The organism is Vitreimonas flagellata, assembly GCF_004634425.1.
In the GTDB taxonomy this organism is placed as follows: domain Bacteria; phylum Pseudomonadota; class Alphaproteobacteria; order Caulobacterales; family Aquidulcibacteraceae; genus Vitreimonas; species Vitreimonas flagellata.
This window is the reverse complement of sequence record NZ_SBJL01000001.1, coordinates 1-18955: the sequence shown is the minus strand read 5'-3', so window position 1 is coordinate 18955 and position 18955 is coordinate 1. Positions and strand designations below refer to the sequence as shown.

General features: G+C 62.1%; 20 protein-coding genes and 1 tRNA gene. 8 read left to right on the top strand and 13 right to left on the bottom strand.

What is annotated here, in order from left to right; all coding sequences use genetic code 11:
* Positions 1–3 precede the first annotated feature (3 nt).
* The gene (locus EPJ54_RS19650) at positions 4–174 is read left to right on the top strand and encodes a hypothetical protein (protein ID WP_167755497.1); all 171 of its coding nucleotides are present in this window, start codon (positions 4–6) and stop codon (positions 172–174) included.
* Between the two features lie 4 nt (positions 175–178).
* Here the strand turns inward: EPJ54_RS19650 and EPJ54_RS00095 are convergent.
* Positions 179–265, bottom strand: a tRNA-Leu gene (locus EPJ54_RS00095).
* 93 nt (positions 266–358) lie between these two features.
* Between EPJ54_RS00095 and EPJ54_RS00090 the strand changes: the two genes are divergently transcribed.
* Positions 359–1033, top strand: coding sequence for a GNAT family N-acetyltransferase (locus tag EPJ54_RS00090; protein WP_135209653.1), 675 nt, complete (start codon positions 359–361; stop codon positions 1031–1033).
* Here the strand turns inward: EPJ54_RS00090 and EPJ54_RS00085 are convergent.
* Positions 1030–1800 (bottom strand): competence/damage-inducible protein A, encoded by a 771-nt coding sequence (locus EPJ54_RS00085; protein WP_135209652.1) that lies wholly within the window; start codon positions 1798–1800, stop codon positions 1030–1032. The genes EPJ54_RS00090 and EPJ54_RS00085 overlap by 4 nt on opposite strands.
* Positions 1801–1837: 37 nt before the next feature.
* Here EPJ54_RS00085 and EPJ54_RS00080 point away from each other — a divergent pair, with 37 nt between their 5' ends.
* Positions 1838–2248, top strand: a complete 411-nt coding sequence (locus tag EPJ54_RS00080) for a PaaI family thioesterase (protein WP_135209651.1) — start codon at positions 1838–1840, stop codon at positions 2246–2248.
* Between the two features lie 56 nt (positions 2249–2304).
* On the opposite strand, the gene rpmG is transcribed toward EPJ54_RS00080, so the two are convergent.
* Together rpmG and EPJ54_RS00070 are read right to left on the bottom strand one after the other, a co-directional pair.
* Positions 2305–2472 carry a 50S ribosomal protein L33 gene (gene rpmG, locus EPJ54_RS00075; protein ID WP_135209650.1) on the bottom strand — a complete coding sequence of 56 codons (168 nt, stop codon included), beginning with the start codon at positions 2470–2472 and terminating at the stop codon, positions 2305–2307.
* Between the two features lie 69 nt (positions 2473–2541).
* Entirely contained in the window at positions 2542–3213 is a 672-nt protein-coding gene (locus EPJ54_RS00070; RefSeq protein WP_239590676.1) for an NUDIX hydrolase, read from the bottom strand.
* A 119-nt stretch (positions 3214–3332) separates the two neighbouring features.
* On the opposite strand from EPJ54_RS00070, the gene EPJ54_RS00065 reads away from it, so the two are divergent.
* Entirely contained in the window at positions 3333–3770 is a 438-nt protein-coding gene (locus EPJ54_RS00065) for an HIT family protein (RefSeq protein WP_135209649.1), read from the top strand.
* Positions 3771–3834: 64 nt separating this feature from the next.
* On the opposite strand, the gene EPJ54_RS00060 is transcribed toward EPJ54_RS00065, so the two are convergent.
* The 4 genes from EPJ54_RS00060 to EPJ54_RS00045 form a co-directional block, all read right to left on the bottom strand.
* On the bottom strand, positions 3835–4200 hold the full coding sequence (locus tag EPJ54_RS00060; RefSeq protein ID WP_239590675.1) for a DUF4870 family protein: 366 nt from the start codon (positions 4198–4200) through the stop codon (positions 3835–3837).
* A 153-nt stretch (positions 4201–4353) separates the two neighbouring features.
* Entirely contained in the window at positions 4354–6672 is a 2319-nt protein-coding gene (gene clpA / locus EPJ54_RS00055) for an ATP-dependent Clp protease ATP-binding subunit ClpA (protein WP_135209648.1), read from the bottom strand.
* A 6-nt stretch (positions 6673–6678) separates the two neighbouring features.
* On the bottom strand, positions 6679–7014 hold the full coding sequence (gene clpS / locus EPJ54_RS00050) for an ATP-dependent Clp protease adapter ClpS (protein ID WP_135209647.1): 336 nt from the start codon (positions 7012–7014) through the stop codon (positions 6679–6681).
* Positions 7015–7253: 239 nt separating this feature from the next.
* The gene (locus EPJ54_RS00045; RefSeq protein ID WP_167755496.1) at positions 7254–7715 is read right to left on the bottom strand and encodes a phasin family protein; all 462 of its coding nucleotides are present in this window, start codon (positions 7713–7715) and stop codon (positions 7254–7256) included.
* A 375-nt stretch (positions 7716–8090) separates the two neighbouring features.
* On the opposite strand from EPJ54_RS00045, the gene EPJ54_RS00040 reads away from it, so the two are divergent.
* Positions 8091–9089, top strand: a complete 999-nt coding sequence (locus tag EPJ54_RS00040) for a D-alanyl-D-alanine carboxypeptidase family protein (protein ID WP_239590674.1) — start codon at positions 8091–8093, stop codon at positions 9087–9089.
* Positions 9090–9100: 11 nt separating this feature from the next.
* Here the strand turns inward: EPJ54_RS00040 and EPJ54_RS20320 are convergent, their stop codons facing one another.
* Together EPJ54_RS20320 and EPJ54_RS00035 are read right to left on the bottom strand one after the other, a co-directional pair.
* Positions 9101–9367 carry a DnaJ domain-containing protein gene (locus EPJ54_RS20320; RefSeq protein WP_420823027.1) on the bottom strand — a complete coding sequence of 89 codons (267 nt, stop codon included), beginning with the start codon at positions 9365–9367 and terminating at the stop codon, positions 9101–9103.
* Between the two features lie 216 nt (positions 9368–9583).
* Positions 9584–10459, bottom strand: a complete 876-nt coding sequence (locus EPJ54_RS00035; RefSeq protein ID WP_135209644.1) for a division plane positioning ATPase MipZ — start codon at positions 10457–10459, stop codon at positions 9584–9586.
* A 146-nt stretch (positions 10460–10605) separates the two neighbouring features.
* On the opposite strand from EPJ54_RS00035, the gene panC reads away from it, so the two are divergent.
* From panC to EPJ54_RS00020, 3 genes are all read left to right on the top strand, one after another.
* A complete protein-coding gene (gene panC / locus EPJ54_RS00030) occupies positions 10606–11454 on the top strand; it encodes a pantoate--beta-alanine ligase (RefSeq protein WP_135209643.1) in 849 nt (282 codons plus the stop codon).
* A gap of 146 nt (positions 11455–11600) precedes the next feature.
* Positions 11601–13991: a TonB-dependent receptor gene (locus tag EPJ54_RS00025; RefSeq protein WP_135209642.1), complete on the top strand. Its 2391-nt coding sequence runs from the start codon at positions 11601–11603 to the stop codon at positions 13989–13991.
* 95 nt (positions 13992–14086) lie between these two features.
* Positions 14087–15634, top strand: coding sequence for an acyl-CoA carboxylase subunit beta (locus tag EPJ54_RS00020; RefSeq protein ID WP_135209641.1), 1548 nt, complete (start codon positions 14087–14089; stop codon positions 15632–15634).
* A 46-nt stretch (positions 15635–15680) separates the two neighbouring features.
* On the opposite strand, the gene EPJ54_RS00015 is transcribed toward EPJ54_RS00020, so the two are convergent.
* The 3 genes from EPJ54_RS00015 to EPJ54_RS00005 form a co-directional block, all read right to left on the bottom strand.
* A complete protein-coding gene (locus tag EPJ54_RS00015; RefSeq protein WP_135209640.1) occupies positions 15681–16385 on the bottom strand; it encodes a hypothetical protein in 705 nt (234 codons plus the stop codon).
* A 360-nt stretch (positions 16386–16745) separates the two neighbouring features.
* Positions 16746–18125 (bottom strand): transposase, encoded by a 1380-nt coding sequence (locus tag EPJ54_RS00010; RefSeq protein WP_135209639.1) that lies wholly within the window; start codon positions 18123–18125, stop codon positions 16746–16748.
* Positions 18126–18233: 108 nt separating this feature from the next.
* Complete coding sequence (locus EPJ54_RS00005; protein WP_167755495.1) at positions 18234–18752, bottom strand: GrpB family protein; 519 nt, start codon at positions 18750–18752, stop codon at positions 18234–18236.
* Between the last annotated feature and the right edge of the window lie 203 nt (positions 18753–18955).

Sequence of the window (18955 nt, the reverse complement as noted above, 5' to 3'; positions counted from 1 at the left end):
AAAATGGCCGGCCGGCCCAGCGTCAGCTCCGAGGAATTGTTTGCGATCGTTGCCGACGTCGTGCGCGAGGCGAAGCTCGGCCTCAGCCCGGAGGCCGCCATCGACCTCCTCGCCAACGCCGGCAAGCTCAATTTCGAAGCCAACACGAACACCGCGCGCGTCGAAGCGGCTTAAGCGTTGGTGCGAGCGGCGGGAGTTGAACCCGCACCGCCTTGCGGCGAACGGATTTTAAGTCCGCTGCGTCTACCGGTTTCGCCACGCTCGCGCCGCGGGCTGGATACCGGGCTTTGCCCCCGCCGCGCAAGGACGGCGGCGCCTGCGGCCCGCGCCTACATAGCCACCATCGCGGAGGGATGGCATGCACCCGTTGGACAAGCTGGCGTGGACGGCGCTGACGACACGCCAGGCGCACCTTTCCGAAGGCGAGGCGTTGGCGCGGCGCTTTCGCACCGATATCGGCCCCTTCGCGTCGTGCGCGGATGCTTCGGACGCAGCAATCGCCGCGCTCGCCGAACTCATCCCCGTCAATGGCGACATCTCGCTCCTCGAACCGGGGCCGCCCAAACCGCCGCCGGGCGCCGCACTCGTCGCCAGCACGCTCGGCCTGCAGATGGTTTGGAAGAATTTCAGCGCCGAACAGCGCAGCTTCGACATCGCGCCACTCGGCGATGCGGATGCTGCTGAGATGCTAGAACTGGCCCTCCTCACCAAGCCCGGCCCATTCCGCGCCCGCACAAACATGCTCGGGCGTTTCGTGGGCATCCGCGACAACGGCAAGCTCGTGGCGATGGCGGGCGAGCGTTTGCAGATTGCGGGCTTCATCGAGATCAGCGGCGTCTGCACACATCCGGACTATCGCAGCCGCGGCTATGGCGCAGCGCTCATGCGCACCGTCGGCGCGCGTATTATCGCCGATGGCGAGACGCCGTTCTTACACACCTACGCGCACAACACAGGCGCGATCGCGCTCTATCAATCGCTCGGCTTTGAGACGCGCTGCGAAGTCACGCACGCAATCTGGAAGCGCGCTTAGGCCGCGCCCTCTTCGATCTCTTCCGGCGTGCCGCCAACGGAGAGGATGAGCCCCTTCAAATCTTCTGCCGCTTTCGCGAGCGCTTCCGGCACGGCCGAACGCGCCACAAGGTGCACGCCGTAATCGCCCGGCGCGAACCAAGGATACGAGCCAAACGACACCGCGCCAGCCGCGTCGGTTTCCAGCTTCTCCAGGCCCTCGGCGATCGCGCCTTCAACAACGCCCTTGCCGCGTATCGTTGCGCTCTTCACCACCGCGCCGCCTTCGATGCGATGGCCGACATCTTCCAGCATGCCACGCACGATCGAGGGTACGCCCGCCATCACGAACACGTTGCCAATCTGAAACCCCGGCGCTTTCGAAACTGGATTGGCGATCAAGGTTGCTCCGTCCGGAATACGCGCCATACGCAAACGGGATTCATTCAGATGCACGCGGCCTTTGTAATGCTCTTCCAAAATCGCCCGCGCATCTTCGCGCACGTCGATATGCACCCCGAACGCCGCAGCCATCGCATCGGCGGTTTTGTCGTCGTGCGTGGGGCCAATGCCGCCGGTGCTGAACACGTAGTCATAGCGCGCCCGCAAATCGTTGACGGCGGCGATGATGGCCTCGGGCACGTCCGACACCACGCGCGCCTCCACGACCTGCACGCCGAGCGGCGCGAGGAATTTCGAGATCGCGCGCAGGTTTACATCCTGCGTTCGACCGGAGAGCAACTCATCGCCAATGAGCAATACGGCGGCTTTGACTTGTCGGAGCGTCATGGATCTATCCTAGCATTCAATACGCTGGAGACGCGTTATGGATTTTGCCGCCGCCCTCACCGAACGTCAGCGTGGAAAGCTTCCGGACCATCTGGGCCTCGAATGGCCCGAGGCACGGCCCGGCTACATTCGCGGCCGCTTCGACGTGAAGGAGCATCACCTCGCGCCCAACGGTTTCCTGCATGCCGCCAGCGTCATCGCGCTGGCCGACAGCGCCTGCGGCTATGGCTGCTTCATCTCAAAGCCGGAAACCGCCATCAATTTCACCACCATCGAGGTGAAAACCAACTTCCTCGGCACCGTCCGCGAAGGTGCGGTCATGTGCGAAGCCAAGCTCGTGCACGGCGGGCGCAACACGCAGGTCTGGGATGCGGAGGTAAAGGATGAGGTGACGGGTAAGACCATCGCGCTCTTCCGTTGCACGCAAATGATCCTGTACCCCAAATAGCAAAGCGGGCGCTTCATCAGCGCCCGCCTCTTCAGTTCAGCACTCGGAGCGCGAACTTACTTAATTTTGCCTTCGACGAACTCGACGTGCTTGCGCGCGATCGGGTCGTACTTGTTGAACTTGAGCTTTTCCGTCTTCGTGCGCGGGTTCTTCTTCGTCACGTAGAAATAGCCCGTGTCCGCCGTCGAGTTCAGGCGGATCTTGATGATGGTCTTCTTAGCCATAGGACGGGGCCCGAAATTCTCAGAGGGGTGTAAACGAAGGCGCGGAAAATACGCACCGGCGACGGGAAGTCAACTTTTAAGGCGGTCCATTTGGTGGCTGCCCCGCATAAAGCGCAGAAAGGGCGGCTCGACCGCCTGGCCGGCCAGCCTCTGGCGGACCTCTTTCAGCACAAACCGGGTGATCGAGGGCAAATCCAGCCGCTCGGCGTCGTCCAGGCTAAACCATTTGGTGTGCAGCAATTCTTCCCCGGCTACCGGCTCGAACGAGGCCAAAACCGCCTCGGCGTCGGCCAGAAAGAACCGGGCGTCGAACCGGCGCGGACGGTACGGCGGGGTAATGGCGCGAGCGACGAATTGGAGCTTGTCCAGTTCCGGCCCCTCCGGCCCGCCCAGCACCAAGCCCGTCTCCTCCAATGTCTCCCGCGTCGCCGCCAGGGCGTACGCGCGCGGCGCACGGCGGATCACGCCGCCGAGCTTCAGCAACGCCTCTGTTTCCGGGGTCAGCTCGGTCGCGGCCTTGGCCCGCCCATCCTGCAGATCGACCCGGCCGCCGGGAAACACCCATTTGTCCGGCATAAAGACATGGCCCTTCGAGCGCTGCCCCATCATCACTTCGCGCCCGCCGCGCACCAGGATGAGGGTCGCTGCGTCGCGCGGCTTCACGACCTTGGGCTTCTCGGCGTCGGGCGCGTCGAAGACTTTCTCCTCGGGCGTCATCGCAAATTGTTCGGGGCGCTTCATGGCCGCCTCCTAGCATGGGCCATGCTGGCGCGACATTGGCGCCTCCGCCAGATCGCGTAGCGGCAACGGGCTTTCAGGCCTCAGCCCACTTCGCTACCCTCCGCACCAGGAGTTCCATCATGAGCCTTCACGGCGATTACGACGACACCAATCTCTTCGCCAAGATCCTGCGCGGGGAGATTCCGGCGGTGAAGGTCTATGAGGATGCCGACGTGCTCGCCTTCATGGACATCTTCCCGCAGGCGCGCGGCCATGTGCTGATCGTGCCGAAGAACAGCCGCGCCCGGAATTTCATCGAACTCCCGGCCGATCGCGTCGCGTCGCTGATGGCTGTGGTGCACAAGCTTTCAAAGGCGACGGCGAAAGCGCTCAATCCAGACGGCGTCACCGTCACGCAATTCAATGGCGCGCCGGCGGGGCAGACGATCTTCCACCTGCACTTCCACATCATCCCCCGCTACGAGGGCGTACGCCTCGCAGGCCACGGCCACGGCAACCGCGCCGACATCGCCGAACTCGAACAGATCGCCAAACAAATCGCCGCTGCGATCGAATAGCTGCGCAAACAAAAACGGCGACGCTTGCGCGTCGCCGTTTCGTAACTCGCAATCGCGAAAGCGCTTACGGGATCATCCAGGTTTGATAGTTCGGCACGGGTTCGCCGCGGCCGAGATAGCCAAGGCCTTTCACGCATCGAATGATCATCCAGATCAGCGTGGCGATCAAAACAATCCAGCCGATCAGCACGATCATCAGCAGCAAACCGATGAAACTATAAAGCAGGCCCATCCAGAAGGTGCGGATGAGGAAATTATAGTGTGTCTTAAGCCAATCGGGCGCCTGGTCCTTGGACAGATAGGCCATCACCACGCCGATGATGCTGGTGACGCCCACGATGATGGACGCCAGATAGAGAATGTAGATGAGCTGGGCGTTGCCTTTGTTGCCGCCGGTCAGCATGTCGCTCGTGTTGTTCGTGTCAGTCACATCAGCCTCCGCCGAAGAAGAATGTGTGGCCTTAGGCGCGATTACCGCACGTGTCGATGCGGAAACCATGAAAATCGCCTACGAAACAACCGCCGCAAACGAAAACGGCGGCCGCTTGCGCGACCGCCGCTTCTTTGTTGGAGACTTTAGCGCTTAAGCCTTCTCGGGCTTCTTGCCGAAGCTGAGCAAGCCGCGCGGCTCTTGGTGGTAGGTGAATTTCAGCTTCGTATCATCGCTCGGATCAAGGTCGATCTTCACGATGCCGCCGTCCTTCAGCTTGCCGAACAGCAATTCGTCCGCCATCGGCTTCTTCACCTGCTCTTGGATCAAACGACCGAGCGGACGCGCGCCGAAGCTTTCATCATAGCCCTTGGCCGCCAACCAATCCGCGGCGCGATCAGTGATTTCGATCTGCACATTGCGTTCGGCGAGTTGGCCTTCGAGCTGGATGATAAACTTCTGCACGACGTTGCGGACCACTTCCGGCGGCAAGCCGCCGAAGCTGATCACAGCATCGAGACGATTGCGGAATTCCGGCGTGAACAGGCGTTTGATCGCCTCTTCATTCTCGTGATCCTTTTTGCCCGCGCCGAAGCCAATACCTTGCTTGGCCGCATCCGACGCGCCGGCATTCGTCGTCATGATCAGGATGACGTTCCTGAAATCGACCTTCTTGCCGTTGGCGTCCGTCAGCGTGCCGTTGTCCATCACCTGCAACAGGATGTTGAACAGATCCGGGTGCGCCTTCTCGATTTCGTCGAGCAGCAACACACTATGCGGATGTTGATCGACGCCATCGGTGAGCAAGCCGCCCTGATCGAAGCCGACATAGCCCGGAGGCGCGCCGATGAGACGGCTCACCGTGTGACGCTCCATGTATTCCGACATATCGAAGCGCAGCAGCTCGATGCCCAGAATGTTCGCCAGCGACCGCGCGACTTCGGTTTTGCCGACGCCGGTGGGGCCTGCGAACAGATATGAGCCGATCGGCTTATGCGGCTCGCGCAAACCCGCACGCGCCATTTTGATGGCGGCGGCGAGCTGATCGATTGCATTGTCTTGACCAAACACGACGCGCTTCAGGTCGTTAGGCAGCGACGCGAGCATTTCGGAATCGTTCTTCGACACCGATTTCGGGGGGATGCGCGCCATCCGCGCCACCACTTCCTCGACGTCCGACACCTCGATGTTCTCGCGGCGTTGATCCGGCGTCAGCAACATCATCGAGGCGCCGGTTTCGTCGATCACGTCGATCGCCTTATCCGGCAACTTGCGATCGCCCATGTGACGCGCCGAAAGCTCGACTGCAACTTTGATAGCCTCGTCCGAATATTTCACTTTGTGAAATTCTTCGAAATAGGGCTTCAGACCCATCAGGATCTTGATCGCATCCGGGATCGACGGCTCGTTGACGTCAATCTTCTGGAAGCGCCGCGCGAGCGCGCGATCCTTCTCGAAGTGCTGACGATACTCCTTGTACGTGGTCGAGCCCATGCAGCGCAGCTGGCCCGATTGCAACGCCGGCTTCAGCAGGTTCGACGCGTCCATCGCCCCGCCACTCGTGGCGCCCGCGCCGATCACGGTATGAATTTCGTCGATAAACAGCACCGCTTTCGGGTGGTTCTCAAGTTCTTTCATCACGCTCTTCAAGCGCTCTTCAAAATCGCCGCGATAACGTGTGCCGGCGAGCAACGCACCCATGTCGAGCGAGAAGATGGTGGCGTCGGCCAACACTTCCGGCACTTGGTTTTCGTTGATCTTGCGCGCCAGACCTTCGGCGATCGCCGTCTTACCGACGCCCGGATCGCCGACCAGCAGCGGGTTATTCTTGTTGCGGCGGCAAAGAATCTGAATCGCACGCAGCACTTCGGCTTCGCGCCCGATCAGCGGATCAATCTTGCCTTCCTTGGCCTTTTTGTTGAGGTTCACGCAATACGCGGCCAAGGCTTCCGAGCCCTGCTTCACCACGCGCTCGCCGTCTTCGCCTTCCTGCGCACCGCGCACCGGCCGCGATTGAGCTGCACCCGCGCGCTTCGGCAAGCCGTGCGCGATGAAGTTCACCGCGTCATAGCGCGTCATGTCCTGCTCTTGCAGGAAGTACGCGGCATGGCTCTCGCGTTCGCTGAACAGTGCGACCAACACGTTGGCGCCGGTCACTTCGCGGCCGCCGCTTGAGTCAACATGCAACATCGCGCGTTGCAGCACGCGCTGGAAGCCAGCGGTCGGGCGTGGCTCTTCGTGATCGCGATTGTTGACGACCAAGCTGTCGAGCTCGGTCTCGAGATACGATTCCAAATTCGTGCGCAGCTTGTCGAGATCGACTTTGCAGGCATGCATCACGCCAGCTGCGTCATCGTCATCGATCAGCGACAACAAGAGATGCTCGAGCGTCACATACTCGTGCTGGTGCTCGTTCGCGAACGAAAGAGCCCGACGGAGCGTGTGTTCGAGCGTGCGGGAGAATGTCGCCATTCGGGTCTATTCCTTTTCCATCGTGCATTGCAGCGGGTGCTCGTGCCGCCGCGCGAGATCGAGCACTTGGGCGACCTTCGTCTCGGCCACCTCGTACGTAAAAACTCCACAGACGCCGACGCCGTTCTGGTGAACGTGCAGCATGATCGTGGTCGCTTCATCGCGGTTCTTCTGAAAGAAGCGCTCCAGCACGTAGATGACGAATTCCATCGGGGTGTAATCGTCATTGAGCAGGAGCACGCGGTAGAGCGAAGGCTTCTTGGTGCGAGTCAGAGTCTTGGCGCCAACGCGGCCATCGGCCCCGCCGTCACCTTCTCCCTGATCATTCCACTCGTCGCTCATGGACGTTTGAACTCGCGCCAAGCCACGACAGACTCAAAGCCTGTCGCCCACATGCTGAACAATTTATGGATTGAGTGCGGCGAGGGAAGGGCTTGAAATTCCCTCCACAGCAGTTTGACGCGTTTGGCACAGCGTCGAGGCGCCCCCTGGGGAAGCGGCAAACGAAACGGGCCTAGCTCTGTTGAGCTAGGCCCGACCGTTTTTCAGCCCCTCGGAGCGACGCTCCGAAGTCGATTCTTTTAGCGAACCGCGCCCGCTTGGATCAGTTGGGCGGCGGCGTTCACGCGATCATTGATCGGCGCGATCGTGTCCTTGGCGACGCCTTGGACAAGGTCAGAGACCGACGTCAATTCAGCAACATACGCTTCGAAAGAGGTCTTGGCGTAGTCGTTTTGCTTTTCGACGAATTCTTGAACGCTCTTCGACGTCATCAGCGCCTTGGCGGCGGCGACGTGCTTTTCCATCGCGTCCTTTTGGAAGGCGACGGTGCGGGCCGAGATCGTTTCGAAGCCCTTTTGCGCGGCGGCAGCCGAGGCCATCCAGGCTTCGAAATTCTGCTTGCCGAAAGCCGAGGCTTCCGAAAGGGCGGCGATGCCGCGATCGATGTTCTCGCGGACCGCTTCCGTCGATGCGCTGGTGACTTGTTCAAACGCTTCCGTGGCCGACTTGGCGGCGCGGGGGGCGGACTTCGCAGTGGCCATGGGTGTCTCCATAACAATAAAGCCGGGGGAGGCCGGCGACTCTCGTGCCCCCTATATGTTATGCTGCAAGTGCGAAGTCAACCATTTTTTGCTGCACTGCACCATGCAGTTATTTTGGGCGTTCTGCGCAGCGGACTGGCGTTTGATTCAGCTCCCGTTAACCAACTTCTCCACAGCCTTGATGGCCGCTTCGAGGACTGCTTCGGTTGGAAACCTCAGCTTTAACCCTTGCCAGAAACGGTCGCTTAAGGCGGCCTAATGAAACTGTAAGCTGCGCGGCACGTGATTTGCCTGAATTTATCCGAATTAGTGCGGGATCAGTCTGAGATGGCGTCAGCGGGTTTGAAGACAGTGCGGGTTTTTGTGGGTGCGGCCGTGGCGGTCTTCGCCCTCAGCTTAGCGCCTACGGTTTCGGCCCAGGAGCGCTATTCGGCCATCGTTATGGATGCCCGGACAAACGAGGTCTTGCTGGAGGATCAGGCCGACGAGGCGCGCTTCCCCGCCTCGCTGACCAAGATGATGACACTCTACATGCTGTTCGAAGCGATCGAACGCGGCGACGTCAGCATGGATACGCGCATGACGGCTTCTCGCAACGCCACGCGCCAGCCGCCGTCCCGTCTTGGCCTGCGCTGCACGCGCCGTCGCGGTTGTGATTCCATTACTGTCGATCAGGCGATCCGCGCCCTGGTCGTGCAATCCGCCAACGACGTGGCGACCTTGGTCGCCGAGCGTCTTGGCGGCTCCGAGGCCCGCTTCGCCGCGAACATGAGCTCGCGCGCCCGCGAACTCGGCATGACCGAGACCCGCTTCGCTAACGCCAGCGGTCTGCCGGACGCGCGCCACCGCACCACAGCGCGCGATATGGCCATCCTCAGCCAAGCGCTGTGGCGTGATTTTCCTGAGTATTATCATTACTTCACAACGCCGAGCTTCTCCTGGGCGCGCGGCTCCGCGCGCAGCCATAACCGCCTGATCGGTTCGGTCGAAGGCGTCGACGGCATTAAGACCGGTTACACCCGCGCCTCGGGTTTCAACCTCGCCACCATGGCCGAGCGCAACGGCCGCCGCGTGATCGTGGTGGTGCTGGGCGGTGAAACCGCAGCGGCCCGCGACAACCAAGTCGCCTACCTCGTGGAAGGCGCCTACGAAGAATACGCCCGCCGCGAAGATCCCAACGCCGCGACCTTCGCCAGCTTGCCGACCCGCCGTCTAGACGCGCAGACGCCGGGCGCCGCCACCACGGTCGCCAACGGCGCAGCATCGCCCTATTCTACCTACCAAGGCATGGTCGTGGAAACGATGTCGGCCGTCCAAGCGCCGCTCGACGGCCAGGGCGACCAGGCCGAGGAAACCACCGAAGAGATGGAATAAGCCGGCGGCGCTTAGCGCCCGCCAAGCTTCTTCAGGAGACGATCCCGCGCGGCCGTGAGCCGCGCGGCCTCGTTATGGGCGCCGCCCTGATCGGGGTGCGCCCGCCTCATCTTGGCGCGGTATGCGGCCCGAATGTCTGATTCTGTTGCACGGGGGCCGACACCGAGAATGGCGCGCGCCTGAGCATCCTCTGCTGAATCTGGCGGCGGCGTTGCTGAAGCTTTGGCAGTGCGTGGTGCGGCCAAGCTTGGCCATAAGAGCCATATGAGGCCCGCCATACTGCCCAAAGCTAAGGCAGGCCAGATCGCCCCTCTCGCGATCGCAACCAATGCTGCACCCGCGAACAGCACCGCCGGCCAGCGGGCCAGAATCAGCCGCCTCTGCGCCCCGCCGACGCGAAGCACAAACAATAATAGAAACAAGGCGACGAGCGCGAGGAGGACGAGCGTGAGCAAGCGGGCGACCCTAGACGGGCCCTCGAACGCGGTCGAGCCTCAGAACTTGAGCGGCTCGCCTTCCAGCATCGGCAGCTTCAGGGTGATGAAGAGGTCGCGCAGCTCCTGTCGGGCGGCCAAATGCGTCATGCGCATTTCGCCCTCGCCGCCGTCGGCGTCGAGATCGAGCAGCGTCAGGCCCTGCGGGAAAAGTTCGCGATAGATCACGCGCTCCGACAGGCCCGGCGCCATGCGGAAGCCGATCCGGTTCGACAGCGTTTTCAGCGCCTCGCCGACCTTCTGCTTGTTCTTGGCTTCAATCTTCGAGGTTGATGTACGGTTCCGTAGCACCACCCAATCGATTGGCGTGCGTTGGCCTTGCGCCTTCTTCTTCCGGCTTTCCCAGACCATCTCGCTATAGATCGAGGGCCGGACGATCTCGGCATTGTCCTGATCGATGTCGCCCAACAGGTCGAAATCGACGAATGAATCGTTGAGCGGCGTGATCAAAGTGTCGGCGCAGGCATGCGCTGTGCGCGCCAGGTACGAATCGCCACCCGGCGAATCAATGACGATGAAATCACACGTCTCGGACAAGCGCCGCAGCGCCGAGCGGAACGCGACCTCTTCTTCCTGCTCAGCCAGATCAAGCGAACGCTGTGCGCTCTCGCGCAATTCGATGATCTGCGGCGCAGGCAGCTTCACGCCGCGCGACGAGATCCAGCGCGCGCGATTTTCGATGTAACGCGTCAACGACCGTTGGCGCACATCGAGATCAAGCGCGCCAGTGCGCCGGCCCATGCGCATCAAGGCGACGATAATGTGCATCGCGACGGTGGACTTGCCAGCCCCGCCCTTCTGGTTTCCGACAACGATCACATGCGCTTGGCGCGGCGCGGCGGCGGGCGGCGGATCGTAGGAATGCGCAAGGCTCATCGAAGACACCCGCCCAGGCTGGCGGGCGCTGCGATGCTCTTTCTCAGAGACGCTGCGCGAACACTCATGCTTAAAACCTCGCTCATCGAGGTTAAGGCCCGCTTAAGTCGCTTGACGTGCGCGGCCCGCCGCCCGATGTGGCGACCATGACTGGCTCCGCCCTCCCTACTGTCCGCGACGTCGCAGCGTTGCGCTACGCGATCGCTGCTTGGCGCAAAGCGGGGCTTACAGTTGGGCTCGTGCCGACAATGGGCGCGTTGCACGAGGGGCACCTCTCTTTGGTGCGCACTGCGAAGGAGCGGTGCGACCGTGTGGTGACGAGTCTGTTCGTGAACCCGCGCCAATTTGCACCGCACGAAGATTTCGAACGCTATCCGCGCGACGAAGCGGGCGATGCGAACATGCTGGCAAGCGCCGGCTGCGATCTACTCTACGCGCCGGAGCGGAGCGTGATGTATCCGCAGGGCTTCGCGACCAATGTGATCGTCGCCGATGTCTCCACACCGCTCGAAGGCGAATTCCGTCCGCACTTCTTCGGCGGCGTCGCAACGGTGGTCACGAAACTCCTATTGCAGGCGCTGCCGGACACCGCGTTCTTCGGTGAGAAGGACTACCAGCAACTGCTCGTGATCAAGCGCATGGCGCATGATCTCGACATCCCAGTTGCGATCACCGGCTGCGCTACCGTGCGCGAACATGACGGCCTCGCGATGTCCTCGCGCAACGCGTATCTCAATGAAGACGAACGCCGCATCGCCGCGCGCCTCAATTACATCCTGCACGACGCGATCAAGGCCGTGCACGCAGGCGAACCGCTCGCCGAAGCCGAAGCCGAAGCCGCGCGCCACCTGATCGCCGCTGGTTTCACCAGTGTGGATTACGTCGCGATCCGCGACGCTGATACTTTGGCGCCGGTGAGCGACGGTTCCAACGCACGCATCCTCGCCGCGGCTTGGCTGGGCAAGACGCGGCTGATCGACAATATGGCGCTGTAAGCGCGCCTATTAGGCGAGACCACCGCGCTCGCCTCCCTGCTTTTCCCCTCAAAAGCGTTTGTGACGGCAGACCGCCCAGCGCAGGCGCATCGTTAACGCTGGACTGAGCGACCGTCAGAAGTCGTCGGTGCACGGAGGGAGGAATTATGAAGAAGCAGCGCAAGCTATTGCTGACAGCTGTCAGCGCAATGGCCATGGCGTTCGCGCTGTCGGCGATGACGCCGATGAGCGCGTACGCTCAGGACGCGGACGACGAGACCATCATCGTCACCGCGACCAAGCGGGAAAGCACAATCCAGGACGTGCCGTTCTCGGTGAATGCGCAATCGCAAGAAGATATCGAGCGTTCGGGTTCGACAAACTTGGAAGACATCTCGCGCAACGTCGCTGGCATGTCGATCCAGAACCTCGGGCCCGGTCAAAGCCAAGTTTCGCTGCGCGGCGTGTCCGCCGGCCAGATCGTGCGCGACCAGCCGGGCGTAAAAGAGCAAGTCGGCGTCTATCTCGATGAATCAGTGATCTCGCTTTCATTGTTCACGCCGGACCTTGATCTCTATGATCTCAATCGCGTCGAAACGCTGCGCGGCCCGCAAGGCACGCTGTTCGGTTCGGGTTCGGTCGGCGGCACGATCCGCTACATCACCAACCAGCCAGACCTTGAAGATTTCTCGGCGGGCGTCGAAGCCAACGTCAACACGATCGACGGCGGCAGCACGGGCGGTCACCTCAAAGGCATGATCAACATGCCGCTGGTGCCGGGTACGCTGGCGCTGCGCGTCACCGGTTATCACACCGAATATGCCGGCTTCATCGATGCACTGCGCGAAGGCGGCGGCGAAAGCGATGACGTCAATGACGGCGCGCGTTCGGGCTTGCGGGCGGCGCTAACCTGGCAAGTCACGCCAGACCTGACCGTGACGCCGCGCATCGTCTATCAGAACCTCGAAGTGAATGGCTTCAATCGCCAAGAGGTGTTCAACCTCTTCGCCAATCCCTTCACCACCACGCGCGATCCGGTGACGTTCAACGAGCGCCAGCAATTCTTGTTGCTGGATGAAGAGTTCAGCGACGAAACCTTCCTCGCCGATCTTACGGTCAATTACGACATGGGGGATGTGAATCTCACCTCCATCACCAGCTTCGTGAACCGCAACATCCTGGCGAGCCGCGATGCGAGTGCGTTGACGGGCTCGGTGTCGGTCGATCTGGCATTTCCGGATGCGGCCGTGCTGTTGCCTTCCAACCTGCGCGATACGACCGAGCTTGAGCAATTCACGCAGGAAGTTCGGCTCTCGTCGGATACGGACGGGCCGTTCCAATGGCTGATCGGCGCGTTCTATTCGGACGTGCAGCGTGACTATGCGCAGCGTTTGCCGACGCCAGGTTACGACGCTTTCACCGATGCGACACTCGGCGCCGGCACCGCGGCCGCAACGGCGAACGGCTACGGCCCGGACTCCCCGTACAACTCAGACCTGCCCTATAGCATCGAACAATTCGCTGTGTTCGGCGAAGCCAGCTACGAGATCACTGACCGTCTGACCCTGACGGCCGGCGCGCGCTATTACGATTTCAGCGAAGAGCGCGACTTCATCTCCGGCGGCTTGTTCTCCAACGGCGACAACCGTACGGATACGACGTCTTCGGACGGCGTAACCCCGCGCGTCATCGCCAGCTATGACGTGACCGATGAAATCGCGGTCAACGTGCAGGCGAGCCAGGGCTTCCGTTTGGGCGGCGTCAACGACCCGCTCAACCTGCCGCTCTGCTCGGACGAGGATGAAGCGATCTTCGGCGGCTTCCAGACCTACGGCGATGAAACGTCGTGGAACTACGAAGCCGGCGTGAAGGTCACGCGCTCGAACTACACGTTCAACGCGGCCGCCTTCTACAACGAGATCTCCGATCTCCAGGTCACGCTGGATGCGGGTTCGTGCTCATCGCGGATTTCGTTCAACGTGCCGGAAGCGCATGCGTCGGGTATCGAGGTCGAGTTCGGCTGGCAGCCGCTGGACGGTCTTGAGCTCTCGGTCGCGGGCAGCTGGACGGAAGCGGAGTTCGACTCCACCGTCCGTGACGGCAACGACAACGTGCTTGGCGGCATCGAAGCCGGCAATCGCTTGGCGTCCGTGCCGGAATACCAAGTGGCGGCGACGGCGGCGTACTACTTCCCGCTGGCGATCCTCGGCGAAGGCCGCGAGGCGTTCGTCGCGGGTTCGGTGCAGCACGTCGGCAGCCGCTTCACGCAACCGGGCGACCAGGTACCGGGCGCGGGCAATTTCGTTTCCGGTCTGCCGTTCGGCGGCGCGACGGGCGCCGACGTCACCGCGCTCGATCTGGAGCTTGATGCGTACACGATCATCAATCTCAGCGCGGGCGTTGAGGGCGACGATTGGGGTGTCACGCTCTTCGTCAACAACGCGGCGGACGAAAACGCCAACCTCTCGTTCGACCGCGAACGCGGCGGCCGGGCGCGCTTGGCCTTCGCCACCAACCAGCCACGCACGATCGGCGTGACGGTGCGGCGCGCGTTCTAAGCTGATCTAAAACAACCTGCCCAAGGGCCGCGGCGTAAGTCGCGGCCTTTTCTTTTTGCCGCGCCCCCGCCAACCTGTGATCGGGAGGCGCCGGCATGAGCTGGGAAAAGGATATTGAAGAGCTGCGTCGGCGCGAGGCGTTGGCCGAGCAGATGGGCGGCCAGGAACGCGTCGCCCGGCAGAAGGCTTCCGGCAAACTCACGGTGCGCGAGCGCGTGGACGCTTTGCTCGACCCGGGTTCGTTTCACGAGACGGGCAAGATCGCGGGCGCGGCGAGCTATGGCGCGGACAATGAATTGGCGAGCTTTCGCGCGTCGCCGTTCGTGATCGGGCGCGGCGACATTGGCGGGCGACCGGTGATGGTGCAGGCGGACGATTTCAGCGTGCGCGGCGGCGCGGGCGACGCGGCGATCTGGCAGAAGCTCGTGTTCGCCGAACAGATGGCGAATGAATATCGTATGCCGCTGATCCGGCTTGTCGACGGCACCGGCGGCGGCGGCTCGGTGAAGATGCTGGAGAAAGATCCGCGCACGTACATTCCGCAAACGCCGGGCTGGGAATGGGTTGTGGCGAACATGGCGAGCGTGCCGGTTGTGGCGCTGGCGTTGGGGCCGTGTGCTGGGCTTGGCGCGGGGCGCGTGGCGGCGAGCCATTATAGCGTGATGGTTCGGGGCTTGAGCCAGGTGTTCGTGGCGGGACCGCCAGTGGCGAAGGCGATCGGCGAAGACGTCGGCAAGGAAGGCTTGGGCGGCGCGGAGATCAACGGCAAGAACGGCGTTGTTGATGATATCGTCGCGAGCGAAGCGGAGGCGTTCGCGGCGGCGCGAAAGTTTCTCTCCTACCTTCCCGCTTCCATTCATGAGCAGGCGCCGCGCGTGCAGAACGGCGATCCAATCGAGCGCCGCGATCCGACGCTCATCAACGTCGTGCCGCGCGATCGGCGCGTGCCGTATAAGATGCGACGCATTGTTGAAGCGTGCGTTGATGCGGGGTCGTTCTTTGAGACGGGCCGGCAATGGGGGCGCGGGCTGATTACGGGCTTTGCGCGGCTTGATGGATATTCGGTTGCGGTGATCGCCGGCGATCCGATGTTCTTGGGCGGCGCGTGGACGGCGGACGTATGCCGCAAGCTGATCAAGCATGTCGATCTGGCGCAGACGTTTCATCTGCCGGTGGTGCATCTCGTCGACTGCCCCGGCTTTGCGGTGGGCGCCAAGCACGAGCGCAGCGGTGTTGTGAAACTTGGCGTGCAAGCGATGGCGGCGGTGTATCAGGCGCGTGTGCCGTGGTGTTCGATCGTGGTGCGGCAGGCGTTTGGCTTGGCCGGTTCGGCGATGATGAATCCGACGCGGACGAAGATGCGTTATTGCTGGCCGTCCGGCGATTGGGGTTCGCTACCGATGGAGGGCGGCATCGAGGCGGCCTACAAGCGCGACATCGAAGCGAGCGCGGATCCGGCAAAGCGTTTGGCTGAGATCCGTGCTTGGGCGGAAGCGCTGCGCTCGCCGTTTCGCACGGCGGAAGCGTTTTACGCGGAAGAGATTGTCGATCCGCGCGATACGCGGCCGTTATTGTGTGAATGGGCGGAGTTGGCGCAGCGCGGCGCGGAGACCGGGCCGAGTGCGTTTGGGATGCGGCCATAGGCGCGCGTCGGCGCCGCGCTGTTCTGCTGAACGCGCTTTTACTCAGTCATTCCGGACGCGCGGAGCGCGGTCCGGAATCCAGGGCCGCCAGCTGTGCGGTTGCCCCGGGGTTCCGGGTTCTCCGCAGCGCGGAGCCCCGGAATGACGCCAGAGTTTTAGCTTGAATCAGTGAGCCCATACGCAGCACGCGCCGCGGCCCAGACGGGTTGTTCGGTGTCGCGTTGGAGGCGCTAATCGACATAGGGCGAGCGGGTTGGCGCTTGAGTGCGATCTTGGCGAGGAATTTCTTGGACGCTTTTGCGAACTTGCGCGCGAGGCGTTGGGCGTAGCGCAGCGGCTTTTCCAGCCCGCAGCTGAGCGCGCCGATGCGGCGCACGATACGTTGCGCTTCGGGCATGCGCTTTTGGCGGACGAGCTTCAGCCGTTCGAGTTTGGCGCGCGATTGCGCTGGGCCTAGCAAGCGGATGCGCGCGGGATGCGGCTTGGCGCGCGGCCCGAGGCAAAACGCATAGGTCTTTGCGCGTTCGTGTGGCGGCGCGGGCAGTTTCATTATAGAGCGGCAGCCGATAGGCGGCAGCTTCGGCGCGGCAGGCGCGAGCGCCAGCGCTTCCAGCAGAACGAGCTTACACACCAAGGCTTCGAGCGCGTACGGCCATTGCTCGGCGCCGATCAGACCGCGCAGCCGCGTGATCATAGCGCGCGCGCTGGTCCAGATTTCGGCGATGGGTTTGGTGAGTGTGTAATGCTCCATGCACTGGAGTATGCGCTGGCTTCGAAGGGGTGCGGATAGATTGGACGCTATCCCCGTATCTATCCGCGCTTCCCTTCTCCCCCGCGCGGGGGAGAAGGCGGTCCGAAGGACCGGATGAGGGGGCGAGTGTCAGGATCGAAAGCGCGTGAAGATGCAGCGCTCAATTCTGAACCACCCACCCTCATCCGTCCGCTTCGCTGACACCTTCTCCCGCCCATGCCGGAGAAGGAAAGCGATGTCCGCTATTCGCCGATGCTGTTGAAAATGTCCGAGAGATCTTCGGCCCCTGCTGTTGTGTCGGAGGCTTGCGTCGAAGTTCATCGCCCGGCGGCTCGAGCCGCCCGGTGGTGCGTGCTCGCTCTAGGCTGAGGCCGCTATCGGGGGCGGCGCGAAGAGCACCTTTGCGAGTTTCCTCAAGTTCTGCGCGGCTGCTGCGAGGGTAAATTCATCGTGCGCGCCCGATGGGCCACGTAAGCGCAGACGGTCGAGCTTCATGATGCGCTTCAAGTGCGCAAACAACATTTCGACCTTCTTTCTCTCGCGACGTGATTGCTGAAATTCGGGACTGGCGTTGATGGCGCGCGCCACGTCGCGGGCAGCCTCGTGGACGCTGCGCGTGACTTTGCGCATCGGCTGTCCAGGACAGCACTGTTGTTTCAAGGCGCACGCGTCGCAATCGTGCTTGCTGGCGCGATAGAGGCGAGTGTTGGCCTTGGTGACGCCGCTACGCTCTGTCTGATAGGTGCGCCGAAATTGGACGAGCCGTTTGCCATTTGGGCAGGTGAGGCTGTTGGTCTCGGCGTCGTACTCGAAGTCGGATCGGCTGAAGATCCCATCTTCGCGCTCGCCCTTCTCCCACACCGGCACGTGCGGCTCGATGTTCTTCTGGCCGACCATCCAGGCAAGCATTTCGGCTGTGCCATAGGCGGTGTCGCCGATGAGCCGCCTTGGCTTAGCGCCAAAACGGCGCTCCACGCGATCGATCATCGCCTTGGTTGCGTTGACTTCCGCCGTGCGCAACGCCGGCGTCGCTTCAACGTCCATGATCACGGCGTGCTTCACATCGATCAGGTAATTCGTGCACCAGCCGAAGAAGGCGGGTCTACCGACCGCTGCGGTCAGTCGTGACGCAGGATCCGAGAGGGAAATCTCTTTTGGCGGCGCGGCTTCGCGATCGAGGCCTTTGAGATATTCGCTCACCGCACGGCTCGGGCGACCACCGCCGCCGCCGCCGGTCCAATCGTGATCGTCGCCGCCATCGATGTGATTTTGCCGGTTGGCGTCGGCGCGGATGATGCTGGCGTCGGTTGCAAAGCCTTCGCCCCCGACTAGGCCTTTGTCCATGCAGGTCCTGACCGTCGTTTCGAACACCTTGCGCAGAATGTCGGCGTCGCGAAAGCGGCCGTGGCGGGTCTTCGAGAAGGTCGAATGATCGGGGACCGCATCCTCAATGCCGAGCCGGCAAAACCAGCGATAGGCGAGATTGAGAGAGACCTCCTCGCACAAGCGCCGCTCGGAGCGGATGCCGTAGCAATAGCCGATGAGGAGCATCCGGATCATCAGCTCTGGATCAATCGAAGGGCGGCCAATGTGAGAGTAGTGCGGCGCCAGTTGCGCTCGCAGATCGGACAAATCGAGCACCGCATCGATCTTACGCAGCATGTGATCGGCAGGAACCACTTCATCGAGGTTGAATTGATAGAACAGCTGGCCCTGCGCGCCAGACTTCTCTCCCATCATCGCCGCCTCCCTTGCTCACAACGCAAGGGAATCAGCGTTCGCTGAAATGCGCACCGACATTTTCAACAAAATTCGCCGGAATGCGACGTTCAAGCTTGCGCTCGGGCTTCAATTCTTCCGCTCAAAGTAGCGCACAGCCTCAAGCGCAACGTGGTCAACAAAGGGCTGTTTTGCCTTCTGGTATTCGGGCTTCAGAGTCCCGTCAGCAAAACTCAAGTCGGCCTTGAGTGCGGCGTACCGCGCCGCGACGTCAGGTTTCATGATCAGACAATCTCGAAAGGCAAGATGCCTTCTGATCTGGAACGAGCCAGCAAGGTAGGCATGAAGATGGAATGCGACTGTCACGTCAGTTGGCTTCTTGTTGAAATACCTGCGGCCCGGGATCCCATACTCTCCGCGAGCTTCGTAGCCCAACTTTTCGAGGCGCTCCGCGCAGTCGTCGACGGCCTGCAGCGACACAGCCTCCATGAGAATATCAATAACTGGCTTGGCCTGAAGATTGGGGATGGCGGTGCTCCCGATGTGATGCAGCATGCACGCCGAGCCGTCCATCAAGTCAGCAATCAGCTTCGCCTCATGCTCATAGATCTGCGCCCAGAGAGGATCGTGCGGCACCAAGCGTTTCATAGGTTGGGCGTCTACCCGCATGACCGTCGTGCTTCAATCAAGCCGTTCCTGCCCGATGGCCCAGTTAGGCTTGGTTTCGTAGAGTCGGGATGTGGCGCGGTGGTGTTAGGCCGGGCGTAGCTGTTGCCGCCTCTTTCGTTTGGCGGTGCCTGAGGAGCCTGACCATACTCCGTTTCCACATCCCTCTCATCGAACCGGACATG